Raw genomic sequence first — 25384 nt, 5'->3', positions numbered from 1 at the left:
CTTATTCCTCCTGACCATTTGGTAAACTAAGTATGATCGAAGCCCCATGCTTCACTGCCTCGTCTACACGAATCCCGTAATCTTCCCCGAAGGCAAGCTTTATCCGATCATCGATATTCAAAAGTCCAATCCCCTTGCCTTTCGTCGTTACTTCACCACTACGTAATCTATCAATCATCCCTTTCGGGATGCCTGGCCCCGTATCCTCAACGGCAAGGAAGATCCCGTCTTCGGTGCTCCAGCCTCGAATCGAGATTTCACAAGGTTCAATCGTTGACTCTAGTGCATAATGAATCGCATTCTCCATCAAAGGTTGGAGTGTCAGCTTGGGAATGGGACGATTCATTAAGTGTTCAGGTACGTCCAGCTTGAATACCAGTCGCTCCTCGAAGCGAATTTTCTGAATGGTCACATAACTTCGGACAATATCGATTTCTTCACCGAGTGTAATAATCGGTTCCTTCAAATCGACGGAGTGCCTCAGCAAATACGCTAGCGCTTCCACCATCTCCGAAATTTTCGCTTGGCGATTCACCTTTGCCATCCAGTTGATCGACTCCAGCGTGTTATAGAGAAAATGAGGATTGATTTGAGACTGCAACGCTTTAAATTCCGTTTCTTTAATCAACAGACGATTGGCATAATTTTCTTGAATTAAGGTGTTAATACGCTCGATCATGAATCGGAAGCTTCGCTGCAAGAGACCAATTTCATTCATGGCAACCTGTCCACCAGGGGGGAATAAATTCGCTTCCTCGAAGTTTCCTTTCTCTGCAAGCTTCATGCGTACCATCAATTCGTCGATCGGCCGCGTTAAGCTGTACGAGAATCGGATGCCTATAAGAATGACAACCACAAAGATGGTAATAAACACGAAAACAACCATTTCTTTAATAAAAATAATCCGATCAAAAATCTGATTAAACGGCGTAATATTCAAATACGTCCAACCCGTATTCAAGGACTGTATTTGGGCAATGAAATACTCTTCGCCGTCAATTTTCTGGATTTCATAGCCCTTCCCATTGTTCATCGGAGCGGCGATCCGCGTCCAATCAAAAGAGGGATTACTTGGGAAGATAACGTTTCCATTAGAAACGATCATCACGTCCCCCTCTTCGGGCGCAATATCACGGACAATCTTATCAATATTAATCCGAATGACAAGCGTACCTAAATAGTCCAAATCAAAGTTCGTTTTATGAAACGAGCGAATTTCCCGCGTCGCAATCAACGCCGAATCTTTACTGTCGGGATATAGCCAACGGTTTTCTCCCATGCCCTCAGCGGCGACATCCAAAATATGCTTTTTCCGCTCCGCATCCATTCGCATGATATTACCGCCTTCATGCTCATTTCCTTTGGCATCCATAATTTGAATCGAAAACAGATAGGGCTCTTCCCCCGAATAACTGATCAGCCGATCAACCAAGTATTGACTAATGATCAGACGATCATAATCCGAAGGATTCCTTTTAAGTGATGTCAACCATTCCTGCACTTGCTCCTCGGCCAAAATCCGATAAGAAAGCTGCTGCAATCGCTTGAGCTCAGTTTCGATGGCGGTCGACGATAAATTAAGCACGCGAGAGGACTTCTCATAGATTTGCCCATCATAGATCGAGAAGACATATTGCTGTATCAAAATAGTGAATGTCAACGAAACCGCGATAATCATCGTTATCAAAATGGATAATTTGTTCTTGATCTTCATGTGCCGATACTTATCTAGGACGGAACGTAAACCCATGGCTGGCCGACTCCCTATTTCGTTTTGTTATCGATTATGGCATCCAGAAGGCCAATGGTCAACGGTCTGATACTGGCAAGCCCTCTGTGTCGTGGTCAGATTACCCCCGATAGGCCCGCGGCGAGACCCCCATATACGACGTGAATGCACGTGTGAAGGCGTACAGCTCAGAATAGCCTAATGAGTAGGCGATTTCTGTCACAGACAGCGTCGTTGTCTTGAGGAGCTCTGCCCCTTTTTCCAACCTTTTCCGGGCCAAATAACGCTGTGGCGAGATCCCATATTTATTCAAAAATGCGGTATATAAATGGGATCGATGATAGCCAAAATGCTGGGCTGCATCCTCAACGCGAATATGCTCGGTATAGTGTAGATCGAAGAAATCTTTAACTTGGGCCAACCAGTTTTCTTTCTCTTTCGAGGAAGAACGGTTGATTTGCAGATTCATTTTATAAAAAAGATCACTGAGTGCTCGTTGTTCGAGAAACATGTCTTTCTTTGCCCCCGATATTGCCCCTATCACACTTCGCAGCGATTCGCCGACTTCATTGCTCACAATGTCATGCAACCAATACTTACTTGCTCTAAGACCGAACTCCGCTATTAATAGTGGCAATTGCTCCCCTTCCATCGCGAGCCAAATCATTTTCAAAGGGGGTATGCCGTCATCTGATTGCATGGTTTCATACACATAGGGAAGTCCGGGAAATAAGCAGAATAAATCTCCCTCACTTAATTCAACAGTAAGATCAAGCGAAGTCACTCTCACTTTGCCTTGCATGACCCAATGAAAGCTTGTTTGTTCAATCACTCTGGGACCAATGTGGTAGCTAGGCTTAGCCAGATTCTGCCCCGCACGTACAACCCAACATCCGCTTGCACTCTGAAAAGGACGGGGAATCGCCAGCCAGACATTTGCATATTCCATCTCTAACTCTTGCATGGGGACACAGCTCCTCTTATATGCCTGATCTACCTAGCATAATTAAAAGCCAACATAATGACAACTTCTAACATTCGATCATGTTGATATGTTCCTCCTATTTTTATACTAATCATAGGAAATAACATGCAGATGAAAGGTGGCAGCAGCCTTATGAAGAAACCTAATATTCTACTCATCACAAGTGATCAACAGCATTGGAATACGATTGGAGCTTTTAACCCTGAGCTATCCACCCCTAACTTAGATCGCCTTGTCAACGAAGGTACGACCTTTACCAGAGCCTATTGCCCAAACCCTACTTGCACCCCGACTAGATCTTCCATCATTACAGGACAATATCCGAGTCAGCACGGCGCATGGACACTAGGTACCAAGCTGCTGGAAGATCGACATACAGTTGGTGAAGATTTCAAGAAAGCGGATTATCGAACTGCCTTAGTCGGGAAAGCACATTTCCAACCGCTCAAAGGCACAGAAGAATACCCTTCTCTTGAATCGTATCCGATTCTTCAGGACCTCGACTTCTGGAAAACCTTTGATCAGCCATTCTATGGTTTTGACCATGTTGAATTAGCCCGCAATCATACGAATGAAGCACACGTAGGACAACATTATGCCCTATGGATGGAAGAGAAAGGGCTCACCAACTGGCGCGATTATTTCTTAGCTCCAACAGGAACGATGGACCCTAATCAGCTGCATCATTGGGACATTCCCGAAGAGTTTCACTATAATACCTGGATAGCTGAAAGAACGAATGCCCTTCTGGAACAATACCAACAATCCGATGAAGGCTTCTTCCTGTGGTCGAGCTTCTTTGATCCGCATCCTGACTATTTAGTCCCTTCGCCATGGGATACCATGTATGATCCGGAGAAGCTAACGATCCCGACGGTCACACCTGGCGAGCACGACAAGAACCCACCTCATTTCCGTTTAACACAAGAAGAGAATCCTGACTTTTCCCATTTAAAAGAAAGCGGCCATGGCATTCATGGTTATCAATCGCATTCCCGCCTGCCAGAAAGCGAGCGCAAACAGCTCGTTGCGACTTATTATGGGATGATTAGCTGTATGGACGCACATATCGGCCGTATTCTAGACCGATTAGAAGAGCTAGGACTTGCCGAGAATACCATTGTCGTTTTTACAACGGATCATGGTCACTTCTTTGGGCAGCATGGTCTGCAGTATAAAGGTGGCTTCCATTACGAGGATCTGATTAAGCTCCCCTTTATTGTCCGATATCCTGGTCATGTGCCTGCTGGCACAACTTCGAATGCCATCCAGTCCCTCGTCGACTTGGCTCCTACCTTTCTATCCATGGCGGGGCTGCCAATTCCATGCTTCATGACGGGCGTAGATCAAAGCAGCGTATGGACAGGTCAGGCAGAGCGTGTACGCGATCATGCCATCTGTGAATTCCGCCACGAGAAGACGACCATTCATCAGAAAACATATGTAAACGATCGCTATAAACTAACCGTCTACTATAATCAAACATATGGCGAGCTTTTTGATCTCCAAGAGGATCCAGGTGAGATCAGAAATTTATGGGATGAGCCTGCGTTCAAAGAATTGAAAGCTGATCTGTTGTTGGCTTATATTTGGGCGGAGTTGGGAAAAGAGCCTGTGGCGATGCCACGGATTTGGGGCGCGTAGGTACAAGGGTATATACGTCAAAAAAAACCACGGCTGCTCCGTCCTTGGCAAGTCAGAATCTAAAAAAGATGCGAATCCGCATCCTTTTCCACTAGAAAAGTCGTGATTTGCTAGGAAAGATGCGATTATGCATCTTTTTCCACCGCATTTATACTATTTATGGCGTATTGGTAAAAAAGGATGTATTTTCGCAGCAATTCCTCGATAAACGGTCTATTCTCCTTAAAAAAGATGTATTTTTGCAGTTCTCAGCTCCTATCGAAATGCTGAATACACATCAAAAAAGCTCCCATCTCAGGGAGCTTCTCTCTTTTTATAGAACCGTTTGAAAGCCTGTCTTATCGGCATGTTTATATTTAATCCCTGATCCACGTGTGGAGATAACCATCATATCTCGCCAAATTAGCAGATCTGTCACCTCGGCTTGTGCATTCAATGCATGAAGCATGATGTTGCCTCTGAACTCGATCAGTTTATACAGCCCCGTATCGGCACACACATAGACGTCACCGCGATGCGCGACCAATCGGTTCAAGAACATGCCCTCAAACCGGTGCTGATGCAAACCGCCTTTTTTATTGCCTACGACTAAGCCTCCGCGCTCCGTTGTTCCTACAAGCAGCGTGTTGAACACAGCTAAACTGGTCACCGCTTGCGTGAGCGGCATGCTGCACCAGTCCCCGGTAAATAAATCGTAATAGGAGATGCCATCTTCATAGCCTAAGAATATGAAATGAGGAGTCACCATCAAATCGTAGGTTTTCTTCCCTCGAAAGGCAAGTGGCAGCCATTCCTCCTGATTCCCGCAAAGCAGACCATTCTCCGTGAGCACGAATCGATCACCCCAGCCAACTGCCCGATAACAGGGATCCGTAACCGTTGTTTGCTGCCATACATCTTCCTCTAGGTGATATAATCCGTGGCTTGTGGAAGCGAATAATTGCGTCTCCAACCAATCTAGGCGATAGACATGAACCTGCGCCGGCAAGCCTTCTGAGGCGCTTTCCCATGATCGTAACGGCGAGAACTGAACCACACCGTGCCCTTCAGTCCCCGCATATAAAACCCCGTCTGGAGAGGCAGTCAATGTCGTAAATCGTAAGGATAGCAAATCATTGGTGGATTGCCATGTCGAATTTGTTTCCATGAAGTTCATCCTCTCTGCAGCACGTACATCTGCGACTTTCCAAATACACATCTTTCACAAGTCTGAGATAATCCAACGATTGTTCCATAGTGAAATGGTTCGTCTCTATACGATGCTGCTTGCCGCTCATCAAATTGACAAGTTGCAGCTGCACAGGAATCCCTCCGAAAGCTTTATTGCAAAAAACAACCGACATATGTGTAAACAGGGCAAGCGATGCCGCGCTGTCTTCCATGATAAATTTATGTATGACAATGGATTGCTGCGACGAGTCCATCGCTTGCACGATCATCGATAAACCCATATCAAGCTCATCAACCCACACATCCATGCTTTCAAATAAAAGGATCGGCCATTCCATCCGGCCCTCACCTGACAGAATGCCATACAACTGCTCAATGACATTATGCTTAACATTGCTATAAAAGGGATCTGAGCCGAATTTTTGGACTTTATTCGTCCATTTCTTTTCGAACTCTTGCGTTAACGCACGATGCGTTCGAGCTGCTATGGGCATGGTGTACCATGCGTTAATGGCATGATAAGCCGCGTATTGCGTTAGCTGCTGCCAATTCAGATCTTCGGAATCCGTACCACGATCCTCATGAGTGAGGGTATGCAGCCAGCGTTCTAATTGATAATCTGCTATGACCTGCAAGGTCCCGACGCCAATACCGTTCTCGCTATGATTCATATCGACTAGCCCCCTCATGATGTCGTTCATCTCGTCAGCGATTGATAATCATTTTCATTCACTCACTACATCGAATGATAATGGTTCTCACTTGTATTGTCAAGAAAAACGAACACATGTAGAAGCTCCTTGACAAAATGTCACAAAACGACACCGATTTTCGAGCGACATTGCAATCAAAGTGCGTTAATCTATGAAAAATGATTCATAGGAGGCGTACTAGGATGCAAAACTTACAAATCTGCGGATTGGGTTTTATCGTGCTATGTATTATGTATTATCTCGTCATCGATGTTTTCGAGAAGAGTAAACGCCTCAGACAGACTGCTATGAGCTTACAAGAACCCCTGACCCCAACGGTTCCAAAAGTGCTCACCAAGGTAGCCCTTCCCACTCAGGAAACCGTGTATCCGATGTATATTGACTGTAGTCGCAACGAACAATTTATCCCGCAACACTCGAATAACGCTTTAACCCCTGTGACCATATAAAATAGGCCATCATCACGATCACCATAGCAGCGGCTGGAACGCCCCAAACGGCCCAGCCGTATTGCTCTGGTCGCAATAAGTAAGCGGCCGGATAAAAGCTGGCTAATGAATACGGAATGATGTAAGTTAACAGTCCACGAAGCAGCGGATGAAAAATTTGCAAAGGATATCTTGTAAAATCATAAAGCCATGTGATCGGATAGATCAGTGAGCGTACCTCTTGAATCCAGAAGGTAAGTACACTGATGGTCAGCAAGATTGAGAATTGAATGAACGCGCTGCATAGCAAAGCGATCCCCACGTAAAGAACGCTCAAGAATGTCCACGCCATATCCAAGTGCGAAGCCGAATACCCCATTATCGCAAACCCTGTGATTAATTGACCGACGCCATTCAACTCTTGCGAATACCCTATCGCTTGAAAAAGCACGCCTACTGGCCTCACCATCATCATATCCATGCGTCCGTTCCGAATGTATCCTGTTAACAGGAATGGCGCGTTAAAGAAGGTCTGATTCAGCGCTCGCCCCGTTGCGGCAAGTCCAAACATAAAGACCAATTCATAGAAGTCCCAGCCGGCTAGCGTCGGAATTCGATTGAATATCACCGTCAAAAAAATCAATGTACTCCCCTGAGCAACAATCCCCGCAATGACCGCGATGAGTGTATCCGCCCGATATTCAACCAACGTTTTGACATACACTTTTAAAAATTGACCATACATTCCTATGAGATACACAACTTGCTGTATCCAGCTTCTCTTCGGTGCAAGCATTCTTTCACCCCCCGTTTATTGCGAGTCGTTTCGCCGCTTTCATCCACAATAATCGACTAATCACAATCATCACTAGTGCCCACGCAAGCTGCTCCAATAGTGCATAGCCAATATGTATCCCCGTCAATCTGCCTGTATAAATCGAAAGTGGAATATAAGCCATAGCTTGAAAAGGCAAATAGGTAAGAACCGTCTGCAAACCACTTGGAAAGAAATCGAATGGGATCAACGTACCTGCGAAAATATCCATAATAGCCCGCTTCGCCAGCTGTACGCCGAACGTATTCGTGGTCATAAACGAAATCATCATAATAATGGAATTAATACTGAATGCCACTAAAAAGCCTATGAAAAGACTTAGCACAAAGCCAACTCCTGCCCCCAAGCTCGGCGGCGATAATATCCCCAGTCCGAAAATCAATAAGAGTAAAGCAGGTATATTGACCCACACCATTTCCACGATAAAAAAGCCTGCAGCTTCTACAAATCGCTGAACTTGAAAATCCACCGGTCGAATAAGATCAAGTGCGATGTCCCCCGAACGAACGCGTAACGCCATCGCATACGTAGGAGCTCGCTCCGCGGGTGACCACCGTGCGAAGTTAATCGTCTGCCCAACCATAATATACGTAATCAATTGTTCCCAAGGTAACACTTGCCCCGTACCGTAGGTATAAATCGCTTTCCAGAGCATGTAATAAAGTACGCAGAACATCAGCGTTGACACCAGTGTCATGATAAAATCAAATCGAAACTGCATCCGTTGTCGAACCGCAATGCGGGACATGCCGCCAAGCCGTCTCAAGGTATCCATTAGCGAATGACCACACCTTCCGACTTAGGATGAGACCCAAGTGATGGACCGGAAATTCCCTCGCGATAAATCCGAGATATTAAGGCGTCGATGTTCTCATCTTGCATCGTAAGGTCCCGCGGTTGTGTCTTCTCTAATAAATGTTTCAGCAATGTTGACGTATCGATTTGATGCTGATCATACGAGATTTTGAGCATCCGTTCTTCTACTTGCGTGATGACCTCATAGCCCTTAAACAACGAGGCTGCCGCTTCAGCGAGCCATGTCTCTTCGAACGTTGCTTTGATTTGCCGCTCCGTCGCAAAATGATCGCGAATATGTTGCAAGGTGCCGTCATAGATTAAGCGGCCCTTATCGATAATCATCGTCCGATGACATAACCGCTCAATATCATGCATGTCATGTGTCGTGAGTAGCAGCGTGACACCTTTTTCTTGATTAATCTTCTGAATAAAAGCACGAATGCGCTCCTTCGCGACAACATCAAGCCCGATCGTTGGCTCATCCAAGAAGAGAATATCCGGCTCGTGCAGTAAAGAAGCAAGGATTTCACATCGCATCCGCTGCCCAAGTGAAAGCGTTCTCACTGGACGGTTTAATAAATGCTCCACTTCCAAAACCTCGGCAAACTCACGTAAATTTCTGTGATAATTGTCCCAGGAAATGCTGTACATATACCGAAGCAGATCGAAGGAATCCTTCACAGGAAGATCGAATAGCAGCTGACTCCGTTGTCCGAATACGACACCAATCTGATAGGAGCTTTGCTTGCGACTTTTGTGCGGGACCAACCCCGCTACTTCAATGGTGCCTCCACTTGGCTCGAGGATGCCCGTCAGCATTTTGATCGTGGTCGATTTGCCCGCGCCGTTCGGCCCTAAGTAGGCAACACTTTCCCCTTTTTCAATAGAAAAAGAAATATCCTCCACCGCGACCATCTCGCGCTTCTCGGGCTTAATTAAGCTCCTTAACGTTGCAAATCGCCCCGTACGTCTCACGTCGGTTTCGAACGTTTTACGTAAATGTTTAACCTCAATTAACGACAAAGCACTCTCTCCTTCTGTTTTACGATTGTCTGAAAAGAATCCCATCCATTATACCAAGGATTTCCAATGGGTTGATACTACTTTTTCCAGCATTCATTTGGGATCCCCCGCAAACCACAAGCCCACGAACTCTTAAGGACCATCCCACAAGGAAACCCACCAGATATGCGGTCTTTCATTCGCGGAAATCTGCCAATAGATGTATAAAGTACAGTTAATTTCTTCGGAATTAGCTGATTTTACAAATTAGATGTAAAAACTCCAGTTAAATTTCACCTTTTTCGTATAATCGGATAAATGGTTAACATTAACTGTAGTTTATACAGTTATACTTGTAAATTCGCCGATTAGCTCAATATTAACTGGAGTTTTTCCATTTATTATTAGCGCGACCTAATATGCAAAAGCTCAACCTTAAGATCGGCTTCTCATTCAAACAATTGCTACTCATGTCTCGTATAGCACACGCCCTGTCAACGATAAGTCATAGCCGCGGATAGGACGTAATTCATTCTGAAACGCTTCCGACTGTAAAATTCGCAGAACGCGATCGATCCAAGCGAGATTTTCTGGCTTTTTTAACATCACAAGATCATAACGTTCCTGAATGAGCGGGATGAAATCAACGCCGCCTACCATGGATGCCGCCTTCTCAATACCGACTCCGAAATCTGCTTCCCCTAACGCAACCTTACCTGCTACGCCCATATGATTAGATTCCTCGTGCTCATAACCGCGGAGCAACTGCGATGAGATGCCTTGAAGACGGAGCTGCTCATCAAGAAGAACACGTGCTCCAGAACCTTTTTCACGGTTCACCATGCGAAGATCAGTTCTTTTGAGATCTGCCCAACCATGGAGTTGCTTCGGATTGCCTTCTTGCACGAATAACCCCGCCGATCGCGAGACCAGATTCACGACCACATAGGAGGAGCCAATCAGCAATTTCCGGATATAAGGCAGATTATATTCACCTGTATCCCCATCGAGCAGATGCGTACTCACAATATCCGACTCACCCTTGTACATGGAGATCAGACTGTCCAGACTTCCGACATAGGCACGAAGCGGTCTGTAGGGGACGATTTGTCTTTCGATATGTTTGGCCAGAATGTCCAAGCTTACATCTTGTCCAGTAATGACAATGGACTGTTTGGGCGACTGCCCGGCATACACCACTTGCTGAGCATTAGACTCAGTTACATCATGGTAAACAACTGCAGCCTTGCCACCTTTGGCACGTGTTTTATAGGCTTCAAGATCCGCTGCATCTACACGCATCTGCTTACCGACACGGTAGGCGGCTAGATCCCCTTTTTTGATCAGATCATAAACGGTTAATTTGGAGATTTTCAAAAGTTTTGCTATCTCTTCGGTTGTATAGGAAACGTCAGTTGTCATAGGAACCTCCATTAGGTATCTTTCGAAACCATTCTTCCCTATCATAAGGTGATACAAGTTGTATTTCAATCCTGATATAGACGATTTAAATATCGTTATATATAATAAATTATAATTAAATATTTTTATTTATATCTAAATAGATAGAAAACAATTATCGGAGGGTGGCTTATGTTACATTTAAAGAAGTTTAGTGCGGTTTTGTCTGGTTTTGCAATCGCAACAATGATCATCACGGGATGCTCCAGTGAAAAAGCTCAACCAGCAGTGAGCACAGCACCAACTGCAACGCCAGTACCTACGGAGAAAGTAGAATTAACGATTTCTGCCGCAGCCAGCTTAACCGATGCATTGAAAGAAATTCAAACGAACTACGAAACCAAAAACAAACAAATCAAACTTAACTTCAACTTCGGTGCTTCCGGCGCCTTGCAACAGCAAATCGAACAAGGTGCTCCTGCGGATCTATTCTTCTCGGCAGCAACTAAAAATATGAAGACTTTGGTAGACAAACAATTGATCGATACTGCACAGCAAAAAAACTTGTTAATCAATGAACTCGTGGCTGTCGTTCCTGCGGATGGCAAAGTAGCCGTTACGAAATCAGAAGATCTCTCCAGTGACAGCATTAAACATATAGCCATTGGTGAACCTGCAACTGTTCCAGCTGGCAGCTATGCGAAAGAAGCGTTAACGAATGTGAAACTTTGGGACTCCCTGCAAGCAAAAATCGTGCAAGGCAAAGATGTACGCCAAGTCCTTACATACGTAGAATCAGGCAACGCCGAAGCTGGCTTCATGTATAAAACCGATGCACTTACATCCAAGCGTGTTAAAGTTGCTTTCAGCGTAGATCCAAAAACATACACACCGATTGAATACCCTGCCGGTATCGTAAAAGCAACCAAACATAGCAAAGAAACGTCCGACTTTTTCACCTATCTGCAAAGTAAAGAAGCCCAAGATGTATTCGTTAAATTCGGTTTCTCGATCCCTAAATAAGCATGGAACAGATCAACTGGACTGAATTTCTTAATCCGATCCTTTTATCATTAAAAGTTGCCATTGTATCCAGTGTGTACGTTCTTATCTTCGGTGGTTTAGCTGCTTGGAAAATGACACGTCGGAACTTCCCCGGGAAAATCGTCGTCGAGACCACTTTTCTCTTGCCTTTGGTGCTGCCTCCGACCGTCGTCGGCTTCATTTTGCTCATACTGTTAGGCAAAAGGAGCTGGATCGGACATGGGATGGACTATGTGTTCCATCAATCGATCATTTTCACATGGGGAGCCGCTGTGATCGCTTCAGTCGTGGTGGCTTTCCCACTCGTGTACCAAACGATGAAAACCGGCTTCTCCATGGTCAGCAAAGACCTAGAGGATGCAGCAAGATCCATCGGAGCTAGCGAGTGGCAGGTCCTTTGGTATATTACGCTACCCTTGGCTTGGCGTTCTATCATTGCCGCGTACATCCTTGGCTTTGCCAGAGGGCTTGGTGAATTCGGGGCAACGCTCATGATCGCGGGCAACATCCCGCATAAGACACAGACCTTGCCAACTGCTATTTACATCGCAGTGGAATCTGGAAATCAAACACTTGCCTGGTACTGGGCAGCAGCCATTATTCTGATTTCCTTCGGGTTACTGTTCATCGCGAATCACAGAACGAAGAGCTGAAAAAAAGCAGCATCTCCATGAGGGCTAACCTCTTGAAGATGCTGCTTTTTTCCTTTAGTACAGGGGATATTTGACCCGTAGGTCTTCCCGGAACAGAACAACGGAATCATTGCGAATATAATGACACACATACGAGCGGCGCCAACGGTCTTTGCTGCGATTTTTGTAGGACGAGTGAATGAGCAGCTCATGGAAAAATAAAATGTCCCCTTTTTCCATCACAACTGGAATCTCTTGTTTCAAATCAACACCTTCAGTTTCATCTGTCCAGCTCTCATGCTCCTCAAGATTCGTTACCTTTCCATGTGGCAGTAAACCCAGCTTATGCGTGCCTGGAATGACCCATAAACAGCCGTTTTCTTCATCCACAAGATCCTCCAAAGCGATCCAAGCAGCAATCATCGACTTTGGATCATCCTTGATATAGTAGTAATCCTGATGAGGAGCTTGACCTGGTGAACCTGGTTCCTTATAGAAGTACATACTTTGCACACATACAGCCTCCTCCCCCATCATTTGAGCGAGAGCGCCACGTATAACAGGGAGCTTCATGACTTGTTGTGAGAAACCATCTTGCTTATGCGGATTAAATAATCGCACAGAGAAGCGGTCTTTTTGAGAGATTTCTTGACCGCCTTTTCTGGGGAGCGCCCATTCGGCAATCTCATCTGCTGATCGTATCGAGTGAATATGTCCATTAAAGGCATCAACTAGATCTTCACTGCAACCTTTTTTCAACAAATAATACCCATGCTCATGGAAAAATGCTAATTCCTTTTCACCGATAGGTGTCAATCGTTCCTTAACCTGACTTTGCACATCCATTTCCCCTTTCAAATTGTAAGCTCCAGCTATATACTTAGCATACAGACGAACTCGCATTTCGAACATGGCTGTGATTGATTGAAATATATCTGTAATTGATATGGATGTTACAACTAACTCATTGAAAAGGATCACGATTATGAGTACAGAACCCATTATTCGAATACCTAAAGTCAAGTCTACTTTTGGCGGAACTGTCGTGTATCCGCCCGGGAGTCGCTTTGGCCCCCGTATACAAACGGATCTTCAGCTCGTCTTGCTGCATACTGGCTCAATGACGGTATATATTGATGAGGTTCCTCATTGCGTCCAGCCCGGTCAAGTCATCCTTCTTACGCCGGGCCACAATGAACAGTTCACATTCGCAAAGGAACATGAAACCTGGCATCGCTGGATTGCTGTCCATGTGGATGAGCTCTCCGTACATCAGCGTCAGCAGTTGGAGCAATTACCAGCTACTCAATCCATTAGTGAGGAAATGAATCGTTTAACTGATATTCTGATATCCTTACGATTACGCTATGACGCAGGCTCAGAAACGCTTTGCAGCTTAGGTTTAGCAGCCCTTCAGTTATTTATTGCTGAAACAACTAGCAACCACATGCAGCTTACACATCCTTCTGTTCTACACGCGAAGAAATATATCGAAGGGCATTTCCATGACCATCTGTCGCTGGAAGGCATTGCCAATGCAGTCGGCCTTTCTCCTGAACATCTCGTTCGCTTATTCCGTAAGCACGAAGGGATCACTCCGATCAAATTCGTATGGAACTATCGCATTCTGCGGGCCAACGAATTATTGACACAAACAGGCTTAGCCATTGGCGAAATCGCTATGCGCTGCGGCTTCAAAAACTCGTTTCACTTTGCTCGCTTGTTCAAAACTTCAACCGGCACCACACCATCCGACTATCGGCATGGTAACTGGCGGGGAGAATGACAAAGAAGCTGTTCTCAGCGTAACTAACTCCTACGCGCGAACAGCTTCTTGTCTAGCTATAATCTGCCTAATGATTGATTACCTAGATAAACTATTTTATGGCAGATTCAAAGTTGGTGTATTATTGAAGAAGTTCCACGGTTTCAACATCGCGTGTACCCACTCCGTTGGCATAATAGGCCACTCTTCCGCACGAGCCACATGTGTAGCACCTGTCGTGATCCACACCACGTCATCCGTATTCTCAATCGAGGCATTGTCAGCTGTAAATTGTCCTAAACCTGTATCCTTCGCAGTGCGATTTGGATATTTCCCTTCAGGATAGCGTTCATCCGGATGGTAAGTCGTTACCCAAATTTGCTTATCCATAAAGCCTGCACGTTTGAATAGCCAATCATCAGCACTGAATAGCGCTCCCTTGGCAATCGGATGCGTACCACCAGCAAAAGGAATGATTTGATAAGAGACCGGATTACCTACTTTGTTTTCTTTATTCGGGTTACTTAGAATTCGGATTGTAGATGGATCGAATTTCTGCGTAGCTTCTTGTTCCGTTTTTATGGATTTTTGCTCTGTAATCATTACACTTTTACGCGGCCCGCCATCCATGTTCTCGGCGACCTTCGGATCAATCTCAGTAAAAGAATTGTCCTCTCCATCCACATCCATATCGAGTCTAAAATTATAAATATGCTGATGAGTGGTGCCAACAATATTTTTATCAATCAATGTGCCATATTTCGTATCCTCTACCGCCGTTGCATCATGCATATTACTGGTTAAGACACCTTTTACCGCTTCAATCCCAGTGGCCCCTACATCGATTTTGATCGTACCATTTGGTTGCAGCACCCAGTCAAAAATATAATCATAATTACCCACGGTAGAGATCCAGCGCACGACTAATTCTCTACGCTCTTTACTGTCGGTACCTTGCGCGGACATCGTATCATGCCGATATTCAGGACCTGCATATTGTTCGAAAATAGCCATCGCATTCGGTATCGTACGAGGATTCCCTTGTGTATCGGCCGTAACAGCATCTAGTAACACCGCGTTGTCCGGAACATCTTTCCCTTTGACCAGAGAAGATGTCAGCGTCCCCATACCATACTCTCCAGAATCAAAATACGTTTTAAAGTACCAACCAATATCCGGATCCCCATAAGGTACGACCATACCGCCGAGCGAGCCTTCGTACATAATCTTCCGCTTCTCTCCCTGATCGTTATACGTCATTGTCGAAAGAATAGGTCCCACACGACTATCCAATCGCAAATGGAAATCCCAGTTCCCCCAAGAGATCATATTACCTGTTAAATTGTAATTTTTTCCCGCTGTTTCTTCAATTGAAAGAGGCTTCTGTGCTAGTTTATCTGCAAAATTACGACCATCATATGGATTCGCTTGCATCGGAACAGGAATGACTCCGTTATCCTCGATTTTAATAATTTGTTTCTTTTCCAAATCGACAACGGCAACAAGATTTTCAATCGGGTGTGCCCAGAAGTTCCCATCTCCTGTATCCAGATAAGACACTACTTTCAATAGACGGGCATCTTCAATCAGATCATCCTCGCCCCCAAAATAACCTACCGTCAAAGGTGTCGTTACAACTTTCTTAATATCCGAAATACCACGCTTCGCAATAGCCTTGGCATACGCAGCATCCCCTTCAATTACACTTTGAACTGTTATCATATCGTCCAGTGTAACCATGCCGTGAGCGCCTTCCTTTGTTTCCCATTTGGTCAGCTTGCCATCGGCGAGATTTACTTCACCTTCAATAACATGTTTACCTTTCAATGCTACGAATTCAGCCACTCTAGGAAGAACTTTACTCCTTTCTCCAGTTAGGACATAGTTCCACACATCGCTTTTCGCGGGGGGTTTCAGAGAAATTTCTGTAAAAAGAATCGTCTCTTTATAGTTTTCAGATTCTTTGACAATGCTGACAGCCTTCTCAATCTCTCCAGCGCTTAACGGATTAAGTGGGTTCGTATCTTTTGAAATTTGGACATTTGAGACTACATCAGATTGGAAGATCTCATTGATAAAATCATGATATACATACGTGATACCATTCCTCATCACAACAGGCCCTGCAAGTGTTCGAAGCGTACCATTCACACTGACACTGGCACTATCTAGATGAAGTTTAGCAACTTTACCATCCTTCACGACTTGAATTGTCTTAGATGTTTCATCCCAGTACACCGCAGCCCCAAATTCCTCAAGTGTTGGTCGTAACGCCATGTATTCATCTTCAAAGCTGCCGCCATGTGCATAAGCTTGCTGCGAACCAAATGGCGCTAATGGCGTGATTGCCATAGTTAACATCGTGCCCAGAATTACCGTCTTTTTCAAAGAGTTCATCATTTTCATCCGTTTAGTCCCCTTCTGTTCTAGCGTTTAGTTCATCTCGATGACGTTAGTATACTAGAAGGAATTGTGGAAATATTGGAAAAAACGGTCATCATGTTAGTTTATGTAACATCAAAGCTGAAAACGTTGCTGAGATGAGAGGAGTGAAGCTTCATCCATGCATGTGGCGTTTCTTGATAAAACTTCTTGAACTCATTAATAAAATGAGCTTGATCATAATAATCAGCATGTTCCGAAATGGTTTCCCATATCGCAGAGGCTTGTGGCACAGTCATTAACCCATTCAATGCGTGCTGGAATCTTGTAATTTGGCCAAACACTTTTGGGGATAAGCCGACAAAATGCTCAAATTGCTTACGAAGATAACGCTCCGAATAAGCAGTTTCGCTCGCCAGATCCTTTACACTCATATTCCCTTTGGATATGATCATTTGATTTAAAGCAAAACGTATGAGTCGTGAATCCTGCTGAATAGTTAGCACTTCACCGAGTGTTTCCTGAAAGAAGCGTATCTTTTCAGTGAACGTTGCCGCTGTATAAATAGGTTCGATGCTTCTTGGACTTATTTTGATAAAGTCTAATAAGCTACAAGAGTGACTTATCAAGTCTTTCATCTCAATGTTTGATTTACCAGTCATATGAAGAGAAAGGAACCGAACACCAAAGTAGTCGGTATTTCTTTTCAGTAAAATCGTGTGTCTGGAGAGCACAGAGCCATATACTTGGATGTCAGGCTGACTAGCGTCACAGCAAAATAACATGTCCACATGACCGTCAGGAATGGCGACAAACTCTGGCGATTCGACATCTTTGGAGCGAAATTGATAAAAAAGTGCAGGGATATGATGAGCGTCGCCAGGTGTTTTATATTCTTGATAACCTGCGTTACACCACGCCATTTCAGGTTGCAAAGGGATATATCCTTGGGTCGATTCCTTCTCAAAAGCATTCATCATCTCCTCACCTCTCCCTATTCCGAACTTATTTAAGTCCTTATATTAAGCACCACTACAATTAATGTCAATATATATAACATCAATTATTGTTTTAACTAACACAACATGCCATCTGTATCTCTTTCAGAACAACAAAAAGCCTCGCTTCACCAGCGAGACTCTTTCCTGCCATTTCATCATTCCCACAGCTGCAAAGCAGCCCCGATCATACCGCTTGAATTGCCTTGATAGGCTGGCACAATGCGAACACCTTCCCACATCGCAGGCATTATTCTACGCGATACCTCTTGCCTTAGTTCCACAAACAATCGCTCTCCCGCTTCCGAAACACCGCCGCCAATGACGATCAACGAAGGATTGAACATATGAATCAAAGAAGCAATGGCTGCGCTAAGCGCTGCCAAGGTTTCATTCATCAGCTCTGTCGCCACAGGATCACCGAGTTGCCAGCGGGCAAATACTTCACGAGAGTCTACCATTTCCTCCCCTAAACCAAGAGTGGCAAGCTTTTCGCGCATTCGCTTCGCAATGGAGGTTCCTGACGCGTACTGCTCCAAGCAGCCGACTCCGCCGCACACGCAGGGGATACCGCCAAAATCGACGGACATGTGGCCGAGCTCACCACCTCCGCCCCATGCACCGTGAACTAGTCGCCCCTCCACAACGAGGGCGCCACCTACGCCTGTGCCTAATGCAAGGCATAGAAAATGTTCGACACCTTGCCCAGCTCCCACATATTTCTCCGTTAGGGCTAGCACATTCACATCGTTATCGACGATAACCGGCAGCCCATAATGTGCTTGCAGGATACTTTTGAGCGGTGTACCTGCATAGCCAGGAATCAGCTCGGATGCCGAACGAACCGTGCCCGTTTCCCACTCGATTTGGCCTGCACTCCCTACACCAATCCCCCTCAAGCTGAGCTCAGGCTGAGAAGATGGTATTACTTCCATTATTTTTCCAATTGCCAGCAAAATACGATCTATCGTATCCGCTTCCCCAGCCAATGTCGTTACGCTCACGAAATGGATCACTTCACCTCGCGCACTTACGAGACCAGCATTAATTTTGGTTCCGCCAATATCAACGCCGATGGCGTAAGACGCAGAGGGATTTCCTATATATGTTTTCATAACATAACAATCCCCCCTAGACACGCTGACGCAACGCTTTGACATACCGCTCCGTAATCAACTGCGGTCGTGTGATCGCGCTCCCTACCACCACATGCGACACTCCGCATGCCATGGCTTTCACAGCTTCCTCGGGTGTCCAGATACGGCCTTCCGCAATGACCGGTACCTTAACACGATCACTCAGCGCACGCAGTAATGCGAAGTCAGGCCCTTCCTGCTGTGTGCTGTAAGACGTATACCCCGAAAGTGTCGTCCCGATGAAATCAACGCCGAGCGCTTCAGCTGCCAAACCTTCTTCGAAGGTAGAAATATCCGCCATAACCGCAGTGCCCATCGCCTGCGCCCAAGCAATAAGCGGCTTCACCGCTTCCAATCGCCCCTCCCGGTCCGTGACATCCAAGGCCACGACGTCAGCGCCGGCCATCACAATCGCTTTGACTTCCTCCAAAGTCGGTGTAATAAACACCTCAGAGCCTGGAATCACTCTTTTTATAAGACCAATCACAGGGACATTCACTTCATTTTTTATCATCAAAATATCAGAAACCCCATTCGTCCGAATGCCAATAGCCCCGGATTGAACAGCTGCTCTCGCCATCTTCGCCATCGTGTCTCCGCCATACAGAGGTTCATCTTCAAGCGCCTGACAGGAAACGATTAGACCACTCACAGGAAAAATATCATTTCGCATCATCCGAACCCCCCTCTCCTTAAGCGTTCGCCTGCTCGATATAAGACAGTATTCTCGCATTCAATTGCTCAATTCGCGCATGATCTGCCTCCGTCACCACTGGCAACAACGGCATTCTCGGCTCCCCTAGATCAAAGCCTCGCAATTTCAAAATCGCTTTGCATGCCCCGTATAGGGATGGGAACGATAGCAATTCAACAATCAGTTCATTGACGATGAACTGCCAACGCTGTGCTTCAGCCAAATCCCCTTGCACATAGCATCGCTCTATTTTCAGAAAAAGCTCCGGCATCACGCCATACGTTCCCCCAATTCCGCCATCTGCGCCAATGCTTCTCCCTGCCAAATACTGCTCATCAGGACCATTGAGAACCAGAAAATCACGGCCTCCAGCTGCTTTAAATTGCTGCAGTTCAAACGTGCTTTCTGCGGATATTTTCACGCCAATGACTTTGTCTTGTGCCGCCATTTTAGTTAACAGCTGCTTAGATAAGTGAAAGCCGGTCGTTTGCGGAATATGATAAATAATAAAAGGTAATGACGTGCTATCGATAATCGCTTGCCAATGGCTTTCCACGCTTTGCGGGGATAAGCGATAATAAATGGCTGGCACCGCCGAAACGGCGTGTGCGCCAACTTCCGCAGCATGCTTTGCAAGCTCAACGCTATCTCGTGTAGCTGGCGCTCCGACATGAGCAATGATCGTCAACTCATCACCGACTTCTGCCATAACTGCAGCAAGAACAAGCTTGCGTTCTTCCACAGACTGCAGCATCCCTTCGCCTGAACTGCCGCCAACGTATAACCCTTTTACACCAACGTTTGCGTAGTGACGGGCGATTTCGCGCACTGCTTTCGTGTTGATTTCGCCGTGTTCATCATAGCTGGAATAGAGGGCAATGATGATGCCCCGAAATGCGTCTAAGTCATAAGTTTTCATAGGTAGATAACCTCCGAGTGGTTAGTTTCATGTTAATAAAGCTTGTTATCCCTTTACAGCACCCATCGTAATGCCTTGTGTAAAGGCTTTTTGGAACACGAGAAAGATCGCAATCATGGGAACAGACGCGAGTGCCGCTCCTGCCATCATAATTCCGTAATTGGTTGTAAATTCGCCCTGCATCGTCGCCACGCCAAGTGGCAAGGTCATCATTGATGTGGATCTCGTCATAATTAACTGACTGAAATAGTCGTTCCAGGATGCAATAAAAGTAAAGATTGCTAACGCTCCTAAAGCAGGTTTCAAGAGTGGTAGGATGATCGTCCCAAATAGTCGAAACTCCGAGCAACCGTCGATCTTAGCAGCTTCAATTAATTCACCGGGGATCGTCTGTGAAAATTGTTTCATCAGGAAAACGCCGAATGGCCATCCGATTGCCGGTAGAATGAGGCCATGATACGTATTGACCCATCCAAAGTCAGCTAACATCGTGAACAGTGGGACTAGAATCACTTGTTTAGGCAACGCCATGGCAGCGATGAACATCGTAAAGATGAATACACGGCCAGGGAATACCTTTTTCGCCAATACATAACCTGCAGAAGCAGAGACGAGACATATCGCGAACATTTCGAGCAAAGCGATGACAAAGCTGTTAAATGTCCAGCGCCACACGGGATTTTTGAACAAATCCGTCCAGTTCTGCAAGGTCGGTTTGAGCGGAAACCATTCCGGTGGAATCTGAGTGGCAACGGTTTGTATTTTAAAAGCACCGGTCACAATCCAGTAAAATGGAAAAATAAAAAACAACGTAGAAAGGATCAACAATAAGGTCGAAAAGCCTTTAAATACCCTTTGACTAGCGTATGAACTCATGATGTCCCCTCCTAGTACTCAACATCGCTGCCAAAAAATTTGAATTGAATGAGTGAAATAAGGCCGATTATGATGGCCAAAAAGACACCCATCGCTGATGCGCTGCCGAAATGACCAAGCACGAAAGCTTGCTCGTACACACCGTACATCACCGTAGAAGTACTATAAACAGGGCCACCCGATGTAAGTAACTGGATTAAGGCAAAACACTGGAACGTATTAATCGTCGTGATGACGATAATATACAGATTGGTTGGCATGAGCATGGGCCAGATAATTTTGATAAAAATTTGCCAAGGCGTCGCTCGGTCAATCTCTGCTGCTTCAATATACGAAGTTGGGATGTTGCCTAGGGATGCTACATACAAGATGATCGGCTGACCGACAGAAGTTGTGATAAGCACGGCAATAATCGCTAGTAACGCTGTGCGCTGGTCGCCCAGCCAAGAAACGGGATCAAGACCGATTAAACTGCCCAAATAATTGAGAATCCCATAATTCGGATGGTAAATCCAGCCCCAAACAACCGTGATACTTACAACGGAAGATACAGCAGGTAAATAGAAAACGCCTCGAAAGAAGGAACGTGCAAATTCCTTTTTCTTATAGATGGATACGGCTACGAAAAGCGAAAAAACGATGACGATAGGAACCGTAATGACAACAAGCAGCAATGTGTTTCGCATCGATTTCAGAAAAGTCTCATTATGAATGAGTGACACATAATTATCGAACCCAATAAAAGAAAATGTACGCAAAGAGTAATCAAAAAAACTAATATAAATCCCTTTTAACATCGGATATGCAACAAATAGTAGAAAGAATCCTAGAGCAGGCAGTAAAAATAAATAGCTCATCAGCCAGTCTCGACGTATGTAGCCTTTCGGTTTACGAACCGTTACCTCCATTATGCTTCCCTCCCCTTCTCATGTGAGTTTAAAAAGAGTAGAGCACGCACGCACTCTACTCCCAGAGGGCATGCCTCTCGTTTATTTGGTAGCTGCTTGATCTTTTTTGGCCTTGGCGATGGCTTCATTCGCTTTGGCAGCAAAGGCGTCGAGCGCTTCTTTCCCTGTTGCTCCGCCAGTTAGTGCACGTTGCAGCTCAGGGAACCAGAAGGTACGAATTTCCGCATAGCCATCCGCGATTGTAGGTGCATCGGTAATGAATTCACGCGCGATTTCTGCGTATTTGTATTCAGGATCGTTATAGAGACCTGTAACGGACGTTCGAACAGAGAGTCCACCCGTTTGAATTAAGTTCTTCTTGGCGTATTCAGGATCGTTTGCAATGAAGTCGATAAGTTTTTTGGAAGCTGTAATCTTGTCGGCATTCCCATTATTGAACACCGCCATACCACCCAAATACGGCTCAAGCTTTGGCTTGGATCCATCCATCGTAGGGAACGGCAGGAGAATGTCTTCGAATTGCACTTTTTTGTTCGGTACATTTTGCGCTTTCAGCACAGCGGAGTAGTTGAGTGTAAAAGCTAACTTCCCCTGTAGGAATAAATCGTTTACATCTGCAGCTGCAAGCGAAGCTGAGCCAGTGACACTGAGCTTATCCTTCGTCGCTTTGACGACCCAATCCAGTGCTTTAGCAGCATTGTCGGTGTTGATGGCTACTTTGGAATTATCCTCGCTTAGAAATCTTGAAACACCTAAGTTTGCAATGTATGCCCGTGTTCCTTGGTCACCTGCGGTGCTTTTAGCAAAGAAGCCAGTTGGAATAATTTCTGGCGCTTTCTCCTTTACGGCTTGCAGCGCTTTCTCATATTCAGCCACAGTCCAAGTACGATCAGGACGGCTTAATGGAAGCAAATCGAGGGCACCGATTTTCTCAAAAACGCTCTTATTTACAGCCATCATGAACGGCGCTGTGTTGATCGGATACATGTAGATCTGATCGCCAACCATGGATTGCTTCCATAGTGCTGGCGTAATATCTTTCTTCACATCTTCTGTCACGATGTCATTCAGCGGAGCAAGAAGCTTCTTCTTCCCCCAGTCAATGATACGTCCCGGAGCATCGTAGATCACATCTGGCGCCGAGTTCGAAGCGATGGCAACGTTCAGTTTTTGGGGACCACCTTCAAACGTAATCATCTCTAGGTTAACTTTAATCTCGGGATGTTTCTTGTTAAAAGCAGCAATAATCCCCTTCTCATATTTCCCAACTTCTCCATCAAGCGGTTGAAAGTTCGGGAAATTCCACCACGTAATCTCGACTGGCTTCGCAGCCACCGGACTTGGTGAAGTCGTCTTACCACTCTCAGTACTCGTGGCTGTGTTCGTTGGTGTATTCGTCGATGTGTTCGTACATGCAACTAACTGTGACCCGACAAGAGCAACGCCGATCAGTGTCATAAGCCCTTTTTTCATAGCCCTCATTTGAGCACCCCCGTTATCATTTGTGGAATAAAATCGCTTTCGTTTCATTCCTTGCGCTAAGCATAAATCATATTGAAAACAAGAAGAATCCCTGTATCTTTACATTCATGGTCGTATTCTGACTTGTTCGGTTTCTAGCAAATGACTGCCTCTTTTTCAATAATTTTAATGGTATACTTTATAAATAGAACGGTTTCAAGTCCTAACAATCTGGGGGAACTTCATGTATAAACTGCTAATTGTCGAGGATGAACATTTGATCCGAGCTGGTTTACATCACTATTTTAATTGGTCAGAGCTTGGTGTCACTACGATTGTTGAAGCTGATAATGGCAGGGAGGGCATGCTCACTGCACTACGCGAGGAACCCGACCTGATCATTACCGATATTCGTATGCCAGAGATGGACGGACTTCAGATGATTGAACACATTCGAGCGGCACTGCCGGATACCCTCTTTATCATATTGACTGGATTCAATGACTTTGACTATGCTCAAAAGGCAATTCGCCTTGGCGGCGTGCATGCTTTCCTTCTTAAGCCTATGGAATATGAGGAAAGCTTGTCAACGATTCAAAGCTGTATGGCAACACTTAAACAAAGACGTAACGACAAGATCCTGCGTACGGAATTGGAACAACAGGCCAGAGAAACTACTAGCTTTAAGAACAATCAACTGGTTAAATTCCTTTTGGAAGATGAGCATGCCGCTTGGGAGGAAGGTATTTCTCTTCAGCTGCGTGACTTCGGAAGCATGGCGTTTACGTATCAACCCTTTGTCTTAACTTGGCTCCCTATAGCTACCACTCCAACTTATGAAAGAAAAGCGTTTCGCCAAAAAGCCGAGCATAGCATTCAGACAGCTCTGGAAACCATGTATGGCACAAGTATTCCCATGCACCTATTCGTCTATATAGATCGTGCAAAATGCTATGCAATCGCCGTCATGGAAGATCATAAGAACATGCAGGAGATTATGAATGCCTCTCTTTCAACCACCGACTCCAGCTTATTTATGGCCATTGGCAGATCAACAACGGACAGTTCCCAATTAACGCAACGGCTCCGACTAACGGATCAAGCCCTGTACCAACGCTATTTTCAAACGAATCGACAGGTCCTCTTTCCGATTGAAGTAAGTGAGGTTCCTGCCCGTGCCAAAGATGTACGATTGCTCCTGGATGAAGGGGTTAAGAACCGTGTGATCTCTGGTCTTGAAACTGGCAATACAACGGATATTGAGCAGCTCATGCACCAGTTTGCCCAAGATTTAATCACTCATTTGCCCCACACGTCGACGGACCGTGGATTCGCCTTTATACAAGAAATCATCGCGATCACCCTTCGTTTCGCTCATCGAAACGGAATTCCTGTGGAAGGCGTTTACAGCGAGAAACTGCTTAAACTGACGTGTGTTGATGATTTCCGAACGCTTGAGGCTCTCTTCAGCTGGCTTGCTGCATGGATGGTGCAGGTCAGCGAAGTATATCGGAATGAGTCCACCCTAGCTAATCACCCGGATGTGCTTATTTTTGAACATATTGAAGCTTATATTAAAGAGCATATTGACCAAGATATTACGTTGCAAATGGTTGCCGATCGTTTCTTCTATAACCCCTCGTATTTAAGTCGTATTTTCAAAAGAAAACTAGATAAGAATTACATGCGGTTTGTGACCGAAATTCGTATCCAATATGCACAAGAATGCTTGAAGAAGCCAGAATACTTGGTTACCGATGTATGCACGATGTGCGGGTATAAAAGCTACAAACATTTCGTCAAAACGTTCCGCAGTATCACGCATATGACCCCTACCGACTATCGAAAAAAGTGGGGGTGGTAA

Annotated in this window: 22 protein-coding genes; 5 read left to right on the top strand and 17 right to left on the bottom strand. The window is 45.3% G+C overall.

The window, feature by feature from the left end; genetic code table 11:
• Position 1: 1 nt before the first annotated feature.
• Complete coding sequence (locus tag J2736_RS11315; RefSeq protein WP_310226545.1) at positions 2-1750, bottom strand: sensor histidine kinase; 1749 nt, start codon at positions 1748-1750, stop codon at positions 2-4.
• 100 nt (positions 1751-1850) lie between these two features.
• Positions 1851-2693: an AraC family transcriptional regulator gene (locus J2736_RS11310; protein WP_310226543.1), complete on the bottom strand. Its 843-nt coding sequence runs from the start codon at positions 2691-2693 to the stop codon at positions 1851-1853.
• A gap of 153 nt (positions 2694-2846) precedes the next feature.
• On the opposite strand from J2736_RS11310, the gene J2736_RS11305 reads away from it, so the two are divergent.
• A complete protein-coding gene (locus tag J2736_RS11305) occupies positions 2847-4358 on the top strand; it encodes a sulfatase family protein (RefSeq protein ID WP_310226541.1) in 1512 nt (503 codons plus the stop codon).
• A 313-nt stretch (positions 4359-4671) separates the two neighbouring features.
• Here the strand turns inward: J2736_RS11305 and J2736_RS11300 are convergent, their stop codons facing one another.
• From J2736_RS11300 to J2736_RS11275, 6 genes are all read right to left on the bottom strand, one after another.
• Positions 4672-5505 carry a hypothetical protein gene (locus tag J2736_RS11300; RefSeq protein WP_310226539.1) on the bottom strand — a complete coding sequence of 278 codons (834 nt, stop codon included), beginning with the start codon at positions 5503-5505 and terminating at the stop codon, positions 4672-4674.
• The gene (locus J2736_RS11295) at positions 5471-6199 is read right to left on the bottom strand and encodes a hypothetical protein (protein ID WP_310226537.1); all 729 of its coding nucleotides are present in this window, start codon (positions 6197-6199) and stop codon (positions 5471-5473) included. The genes J2736_RS11300 and J2736_RS11295 overlap by 35 nt, the downstream gene beginning before the upstream one ends.
• A gap of 444 nt (positions 6200-6643) precedes the next feature.
• The gene (locus tag J2736_RS11290; RefSeq protein ID WP_310226534.1) at positions 6644-7465 is read right to left on the bottom strand and encodes an ABC transporter permease; all 822 of its coding nucleotides are present in this window, start codon (positions 7463-7465) and stop codon (positions 6644-6646) included.
• Between the two features lie 4 nt (positions 7466-7469).
• Positions 7470-8279 carry an ABC transporter permease gene (locus J2736_RS11285; RefSeq protein ID WP_310226532.1) on the bottom strand — a complete coding sequence of 270 codons (810 nt, stop codon included), beginning with the start codon at positions 8277-8279 and terminating at the stop codon, positions 7470-7472.
• Positions 8279-9325 carry an ABC transporter ATP-binding protein gene (locus J2736_RS11280; RefSeq protein WP_310226529.1) on the bottom strand — a complete coding sequence of 349 codons (1047 nt, stop codon included), beginning with the start codon at positions 9323-9325 and terminating at the stop codon, positions 8279-8281. The genes J2736_RS11285 and J2736_RS11280 overlap by 1 nt, the downstream gene beginning before the upstream one ends.
• 447 nt (positions 9326-9772) lie before the next feature.
• Positions 9773-10726: a helix-turn-helix transcriptional regulator gene (locus J2736_RS11275; protein ID WP_310226525.1), complete on the bottom strand. Its 954-nt coding sequence runs from the start codon at positions 10724-10726 to the stop codon at positions 9773-9775.
• 171 nt (positions 10727-10897) lie between these two features.
• Between J2736_RS11275 and modA the strand changes: the two genes are divergently transcribed.
• Together modA and modB are read left to right on the top strand one after the other, a co-directional pair.
• Complete coding sequence (gene modA / locus J2736_RS11270) at positions 10898-11728, top strand: molybdate ABC transporter substrate-binding protein (protein WP_310226523.1); 831 nt, start codon at positions 10898-10900, stop codon at positions 11726-11728.
• Positions 11729-11730: 2 nt separating this feature from the next.
• Positions 11731-12402, top strand: coding sequence for a molybdate ABC transporter permease subunit (gene modB / locus J2736_RS11265; RefSeq protein WP_310226520.1), 672 nt, complete (start codon positions 11731-11733; stop codon positions 12400-12402).
• Positions 12403-12456: 54 nt separating this feature from the next.
• Here the strand turns inward: modB and J2736_RS11260 are convergent, their stop codons facing one another.
• Positions 12457-13227 (bottom strand): phytanoyl-CoA dioxygenase family protein, encoded by a 771-nt coding sequence (locus J2736_RS11260; protein ID WP_310499098.1) that lies wholly within the window; start codon positions 13225-13227, stop codon positions 12457-12459.
• A 139-nt stretch (positions 13228-13366) separates the two neighbouring features.
• On the opposite strand from J2736_RS11260, the gene J2736_RS11255 reads away from it, so the two are divergent.
• Positions 13367-14167 (top strand): AraC family transcriptional regulator, encoded by an 801-nt coding sequence (locus J2736_RS11255; RefSeq protein WP_310226518.1) that lies wholly within the window; start codon positions 13367-13369, stop codon positions 14165-14167.
• A gap of 96 nt (positions 14168-14263) precedes the next feature.
• Here J2736_RS11255 and J2736_RS11250 read toward each other — a convergent pair whose 3' ends face one another.
• The 8 genes from J2736_RS11250 to J2736_RS11215 all read right to left on the bottom strand — a co-directional run bounded on the left by J2736_RS11250 (position 14264) and on the right by J2736_RS11215 (position 23541).
• A complete protein-coding gene (locus J2736_RS11250; RefSeq protein WP_310226516.1) occupies positions 14264-16552 on the bottom strand; it encodes a copper amine oxidase in 2289 nt (762 codons plus the stop codon).
• Between the two features lie 101 nt (positions 16553-16653).
• Positions 16654-17508 (bottom strand): helix-turn-helix domain-containing protein, encoded by an 855-nt coding sequence (locus J2736_RS11245; protein WP_310226514.1) that lies wholly within the window; start codon positions 17506-17508, stop codon positions 16654-16656.
• A gap of 176 nt (positions 17509-17684) precedes the next feature.
• Positions 17685-18641 (bottom strand): ROK family protein, encoded by a 957-nt coding sequence (locus tag J2736_RS11240; protein ID WP_310226511.1) that lies wholly within the window; start codon positions 18639-18641, stop codon positions 17685-17687.
• Positions 18642-18657: 16 nt separating this feature from the next.
• Positions 18658-19338: an N-acetylmannosamine-6-phosphate 2-epimerase gene (locus J2736_RS11235; RefSeq protein WP_310226509.1), complete on the bottom strand. Its 681-nt coding sequence runs from the start codon at positions 19336-19338 to the stop codon at positions 18658-18660.
• A 16-nt stretch (positions 19339-19354) separates the two neighbouring features.
• Positions 19355-20275 carry a dihydrodipicolinate synthase family protein gene (locus J2736_RS11230; protein WP_310226507.1) on the bottom strand — a complete coding sequence of 307 codons (921 nt, stop codon included), beginning with the start codon at positions 20273-20275 and terminating at the stop codon, positions 19355-19357.
• 45 nt (positions 20276-20320) lie between these two features.
• Complete coding sequence (locus J2736_RS11225; RefSeq protein WP_310226504.1) at positions 20321-21151, bottom strand: carbohydrate ABC transporter permease; 831 nt, start codon at positions 21149-21151, stop codon at positions 20321-20323.
• Positions 21152-21162: 11 nt separating this feature from the next.
• Positions 21163-22059 carry a carbohydrate ABC transporter permease gene (locus J2736_RS11220; protein ID WP_310226502.1) on the bottom strand — a complete coding sequence of 299 codons (897 nt, stop codon included), beginning with the start codon at positions 22057-22059 and terminating at the stop codon, positions 21163-21165.
• 81 nt (positions 22060-22140) lie between these two features.
• The gene (locus tag J2736_RS11215) at positions 22141-23541 is read right to left on the bottom strand and encodes an ABC transporter substrate-binding protein (protein ID WP_310226500.1); all 1401 of its coding nucleotides are present in this window, start codon (positions 23539-23541) and stop codon (positions 22141-22143) included.
• 223 nt (positions 23542-23764) lie between these two features.
• On the opposite strand from J2736_RS11215, the gene J2736_RS11210 reads away from it, so the two are divergent.
• Positions 23765-25384, top strand: a complete 1620-nt coding sequence (locus tag J2736_RS11210) for a response regulator (protein ID WP_310226498.1) — start codon at positions 23765-23767, stop codon at positions 25382-25384.

It is taken from the genome of Paenibacillus qinlingensis (genome assembly GCF_031455095.1).
Classification (GTDB): Bacteria; Bacillota; Bacilli; order Paenibacillales; family NBRC-103111; genus Paenibacillus_E; species Paenibacillus_E qinlingensis_A.
Note: the sequence above shows the minus strand (reverse complement) of the source record. Positions and strands in the feature narration are given on the sequence as shown.

Bases quoted from the DNA above. Each gene is read 5' to 3' on its own strand.
- J2736_RS11315 (WP_310226545.1), bottom strand. From the start codon at position 1,750: ATGGGTTTACGTTCCGTCCTAGATAAGTATCGGCACATGAAGATCAAG.
- J2736_RS11310 (WP_310226543.1), bottom strand. From the start codon at position 2,693: ATGCAAGAGTTAGAGATGGAATATGCAAATGTCTGGCTGGCGATTCCC.
- J2736_RS11305 (WP_310226541.1), top strand. From the start codon at position 2,847: ATGAAGAAACCTAATATTCTACTCATCACAAGTGATCAACAGCATTGG.
- J2736_RS11300 (WP_310226539.1), bottom strand. From the start codon at position 5,505: ATGGAAACAAATTCGACATGGCAATCCACCAATGATTTGCTATCCTTA.
- J2736_RS11295 (WP_310226537.1), bottom strand. From the start codon at position 6,199: ATGAATCATAGCGAGAACGGTATTGGCGTCGGGACCTTGCAGGTCATA.
- J2736_RS11290 (WP_310226534.1), bottom strand. From the start codon at position 7,465: ATGCTTGCACCGAAGAGAAGCTGGATACAGCAAGTTGTGTATCTCATA.
- J2736_RS11285 (WP_310226532.1), bottom strand. From the start codon at position 8,279: ATGGATACCTTGAGACGGCTTGGCGGCATGTCCCGCATTGCGGTTCGA.
- J2736_RS11275 (WP_310226525.1), bottom strand. From the start codon at position 10,726: ATGACAACTGACGTTTCCTATACAACCGAAGAGATAGCAAAACTTTTG.
- modA (WP_310226523.1), top strand. From the start codon at position 10,898: ATGTTACATTTAAAGAAGTTTAGTGCGGTTTTGTCTGGTTTTGCAATC.
- modB (WP_310226520.1), top strand. From the start codon at position 11,731: ATGGAACAGATCAACTGGACTGAATTTCTTAATCCGATCCTTTTATCA.
- J2736_RS11260 (WP_310499098.1), bottom strand. From the start codon at position 13,227: ATGGATGTGCAAAGTCAGGTTAAGGAACGATTGACACCTATCGGTGAA.
- J2736_RS11255 (WP_310226518.1), top strand. From the start codon at position 13,367: ATGAGTACAGAACCCATTATTCGAATACCTAAAGTCAAGTCTACTTTT.
- J2736_RS11250 (WP_310226516.1), bottom strand. From the start codon at position 16,552: ATGAAAATGATGAACTCTTTGAAAAAGACGGTAATTCTGGGCACGATG.
- J2736_RS11245 (WP_310226514.1), bottom strand. From the start codon at position 17,508: ATGATGAATGCTTTTGAGAAGGAATCGACCCAAGGATATATCCCTTTG.
- J2736_RS11240 (WP_310226511.1), bottom strand. From the start codon at position 18,641: ATGAAAACATATATAGGAAATCCCTCTGCGTCTTACGCCATCGGCGTT.
- J2736_RS11235 (WP_310226509.1), bottom strand. From the start codon at position 19,338: ATGATGCGAAATGATATTTTTCCTGTGAGTGGTCTAATCGTTTCCTGT.
- J2736_RS11230 (WP_310226507.1), bottom strand. From the start codon at position 20,275: ATGAAAACTTATGACTTAGACGCATTTCGGGGCATCATCATTGCCCTC.
- J2736_RS11225 (WP_310226504.1), bottom strand. From the start codon at position 21,151: ATGAGTTCATACGCTAGTCAAAGGGTATTTAAAGGCTTTTCGACCTTA.
- J2736_RS11220 (WP_310226502.1), bottom strand. From the start codon at position 22,059: ATGGAGGTAACGGTTCGTAAACCGAAAGGCTACATACGTCGAGACTGG.
- J2736_RS11215 (WP_310226500.1), bottom strand. From the start codon at position 23,541: ATGAGGGCTATGAAAAAAGGGCTTATGACACTGATCGGCGTTGCTCTT.
- J2736_RS11210 (WP_310226498.1), top strand. From the start codon at position 23,765: ATGTATAAACTGCTAATTGTCGAGGATGAACATTTGATCCGAGCTGGT.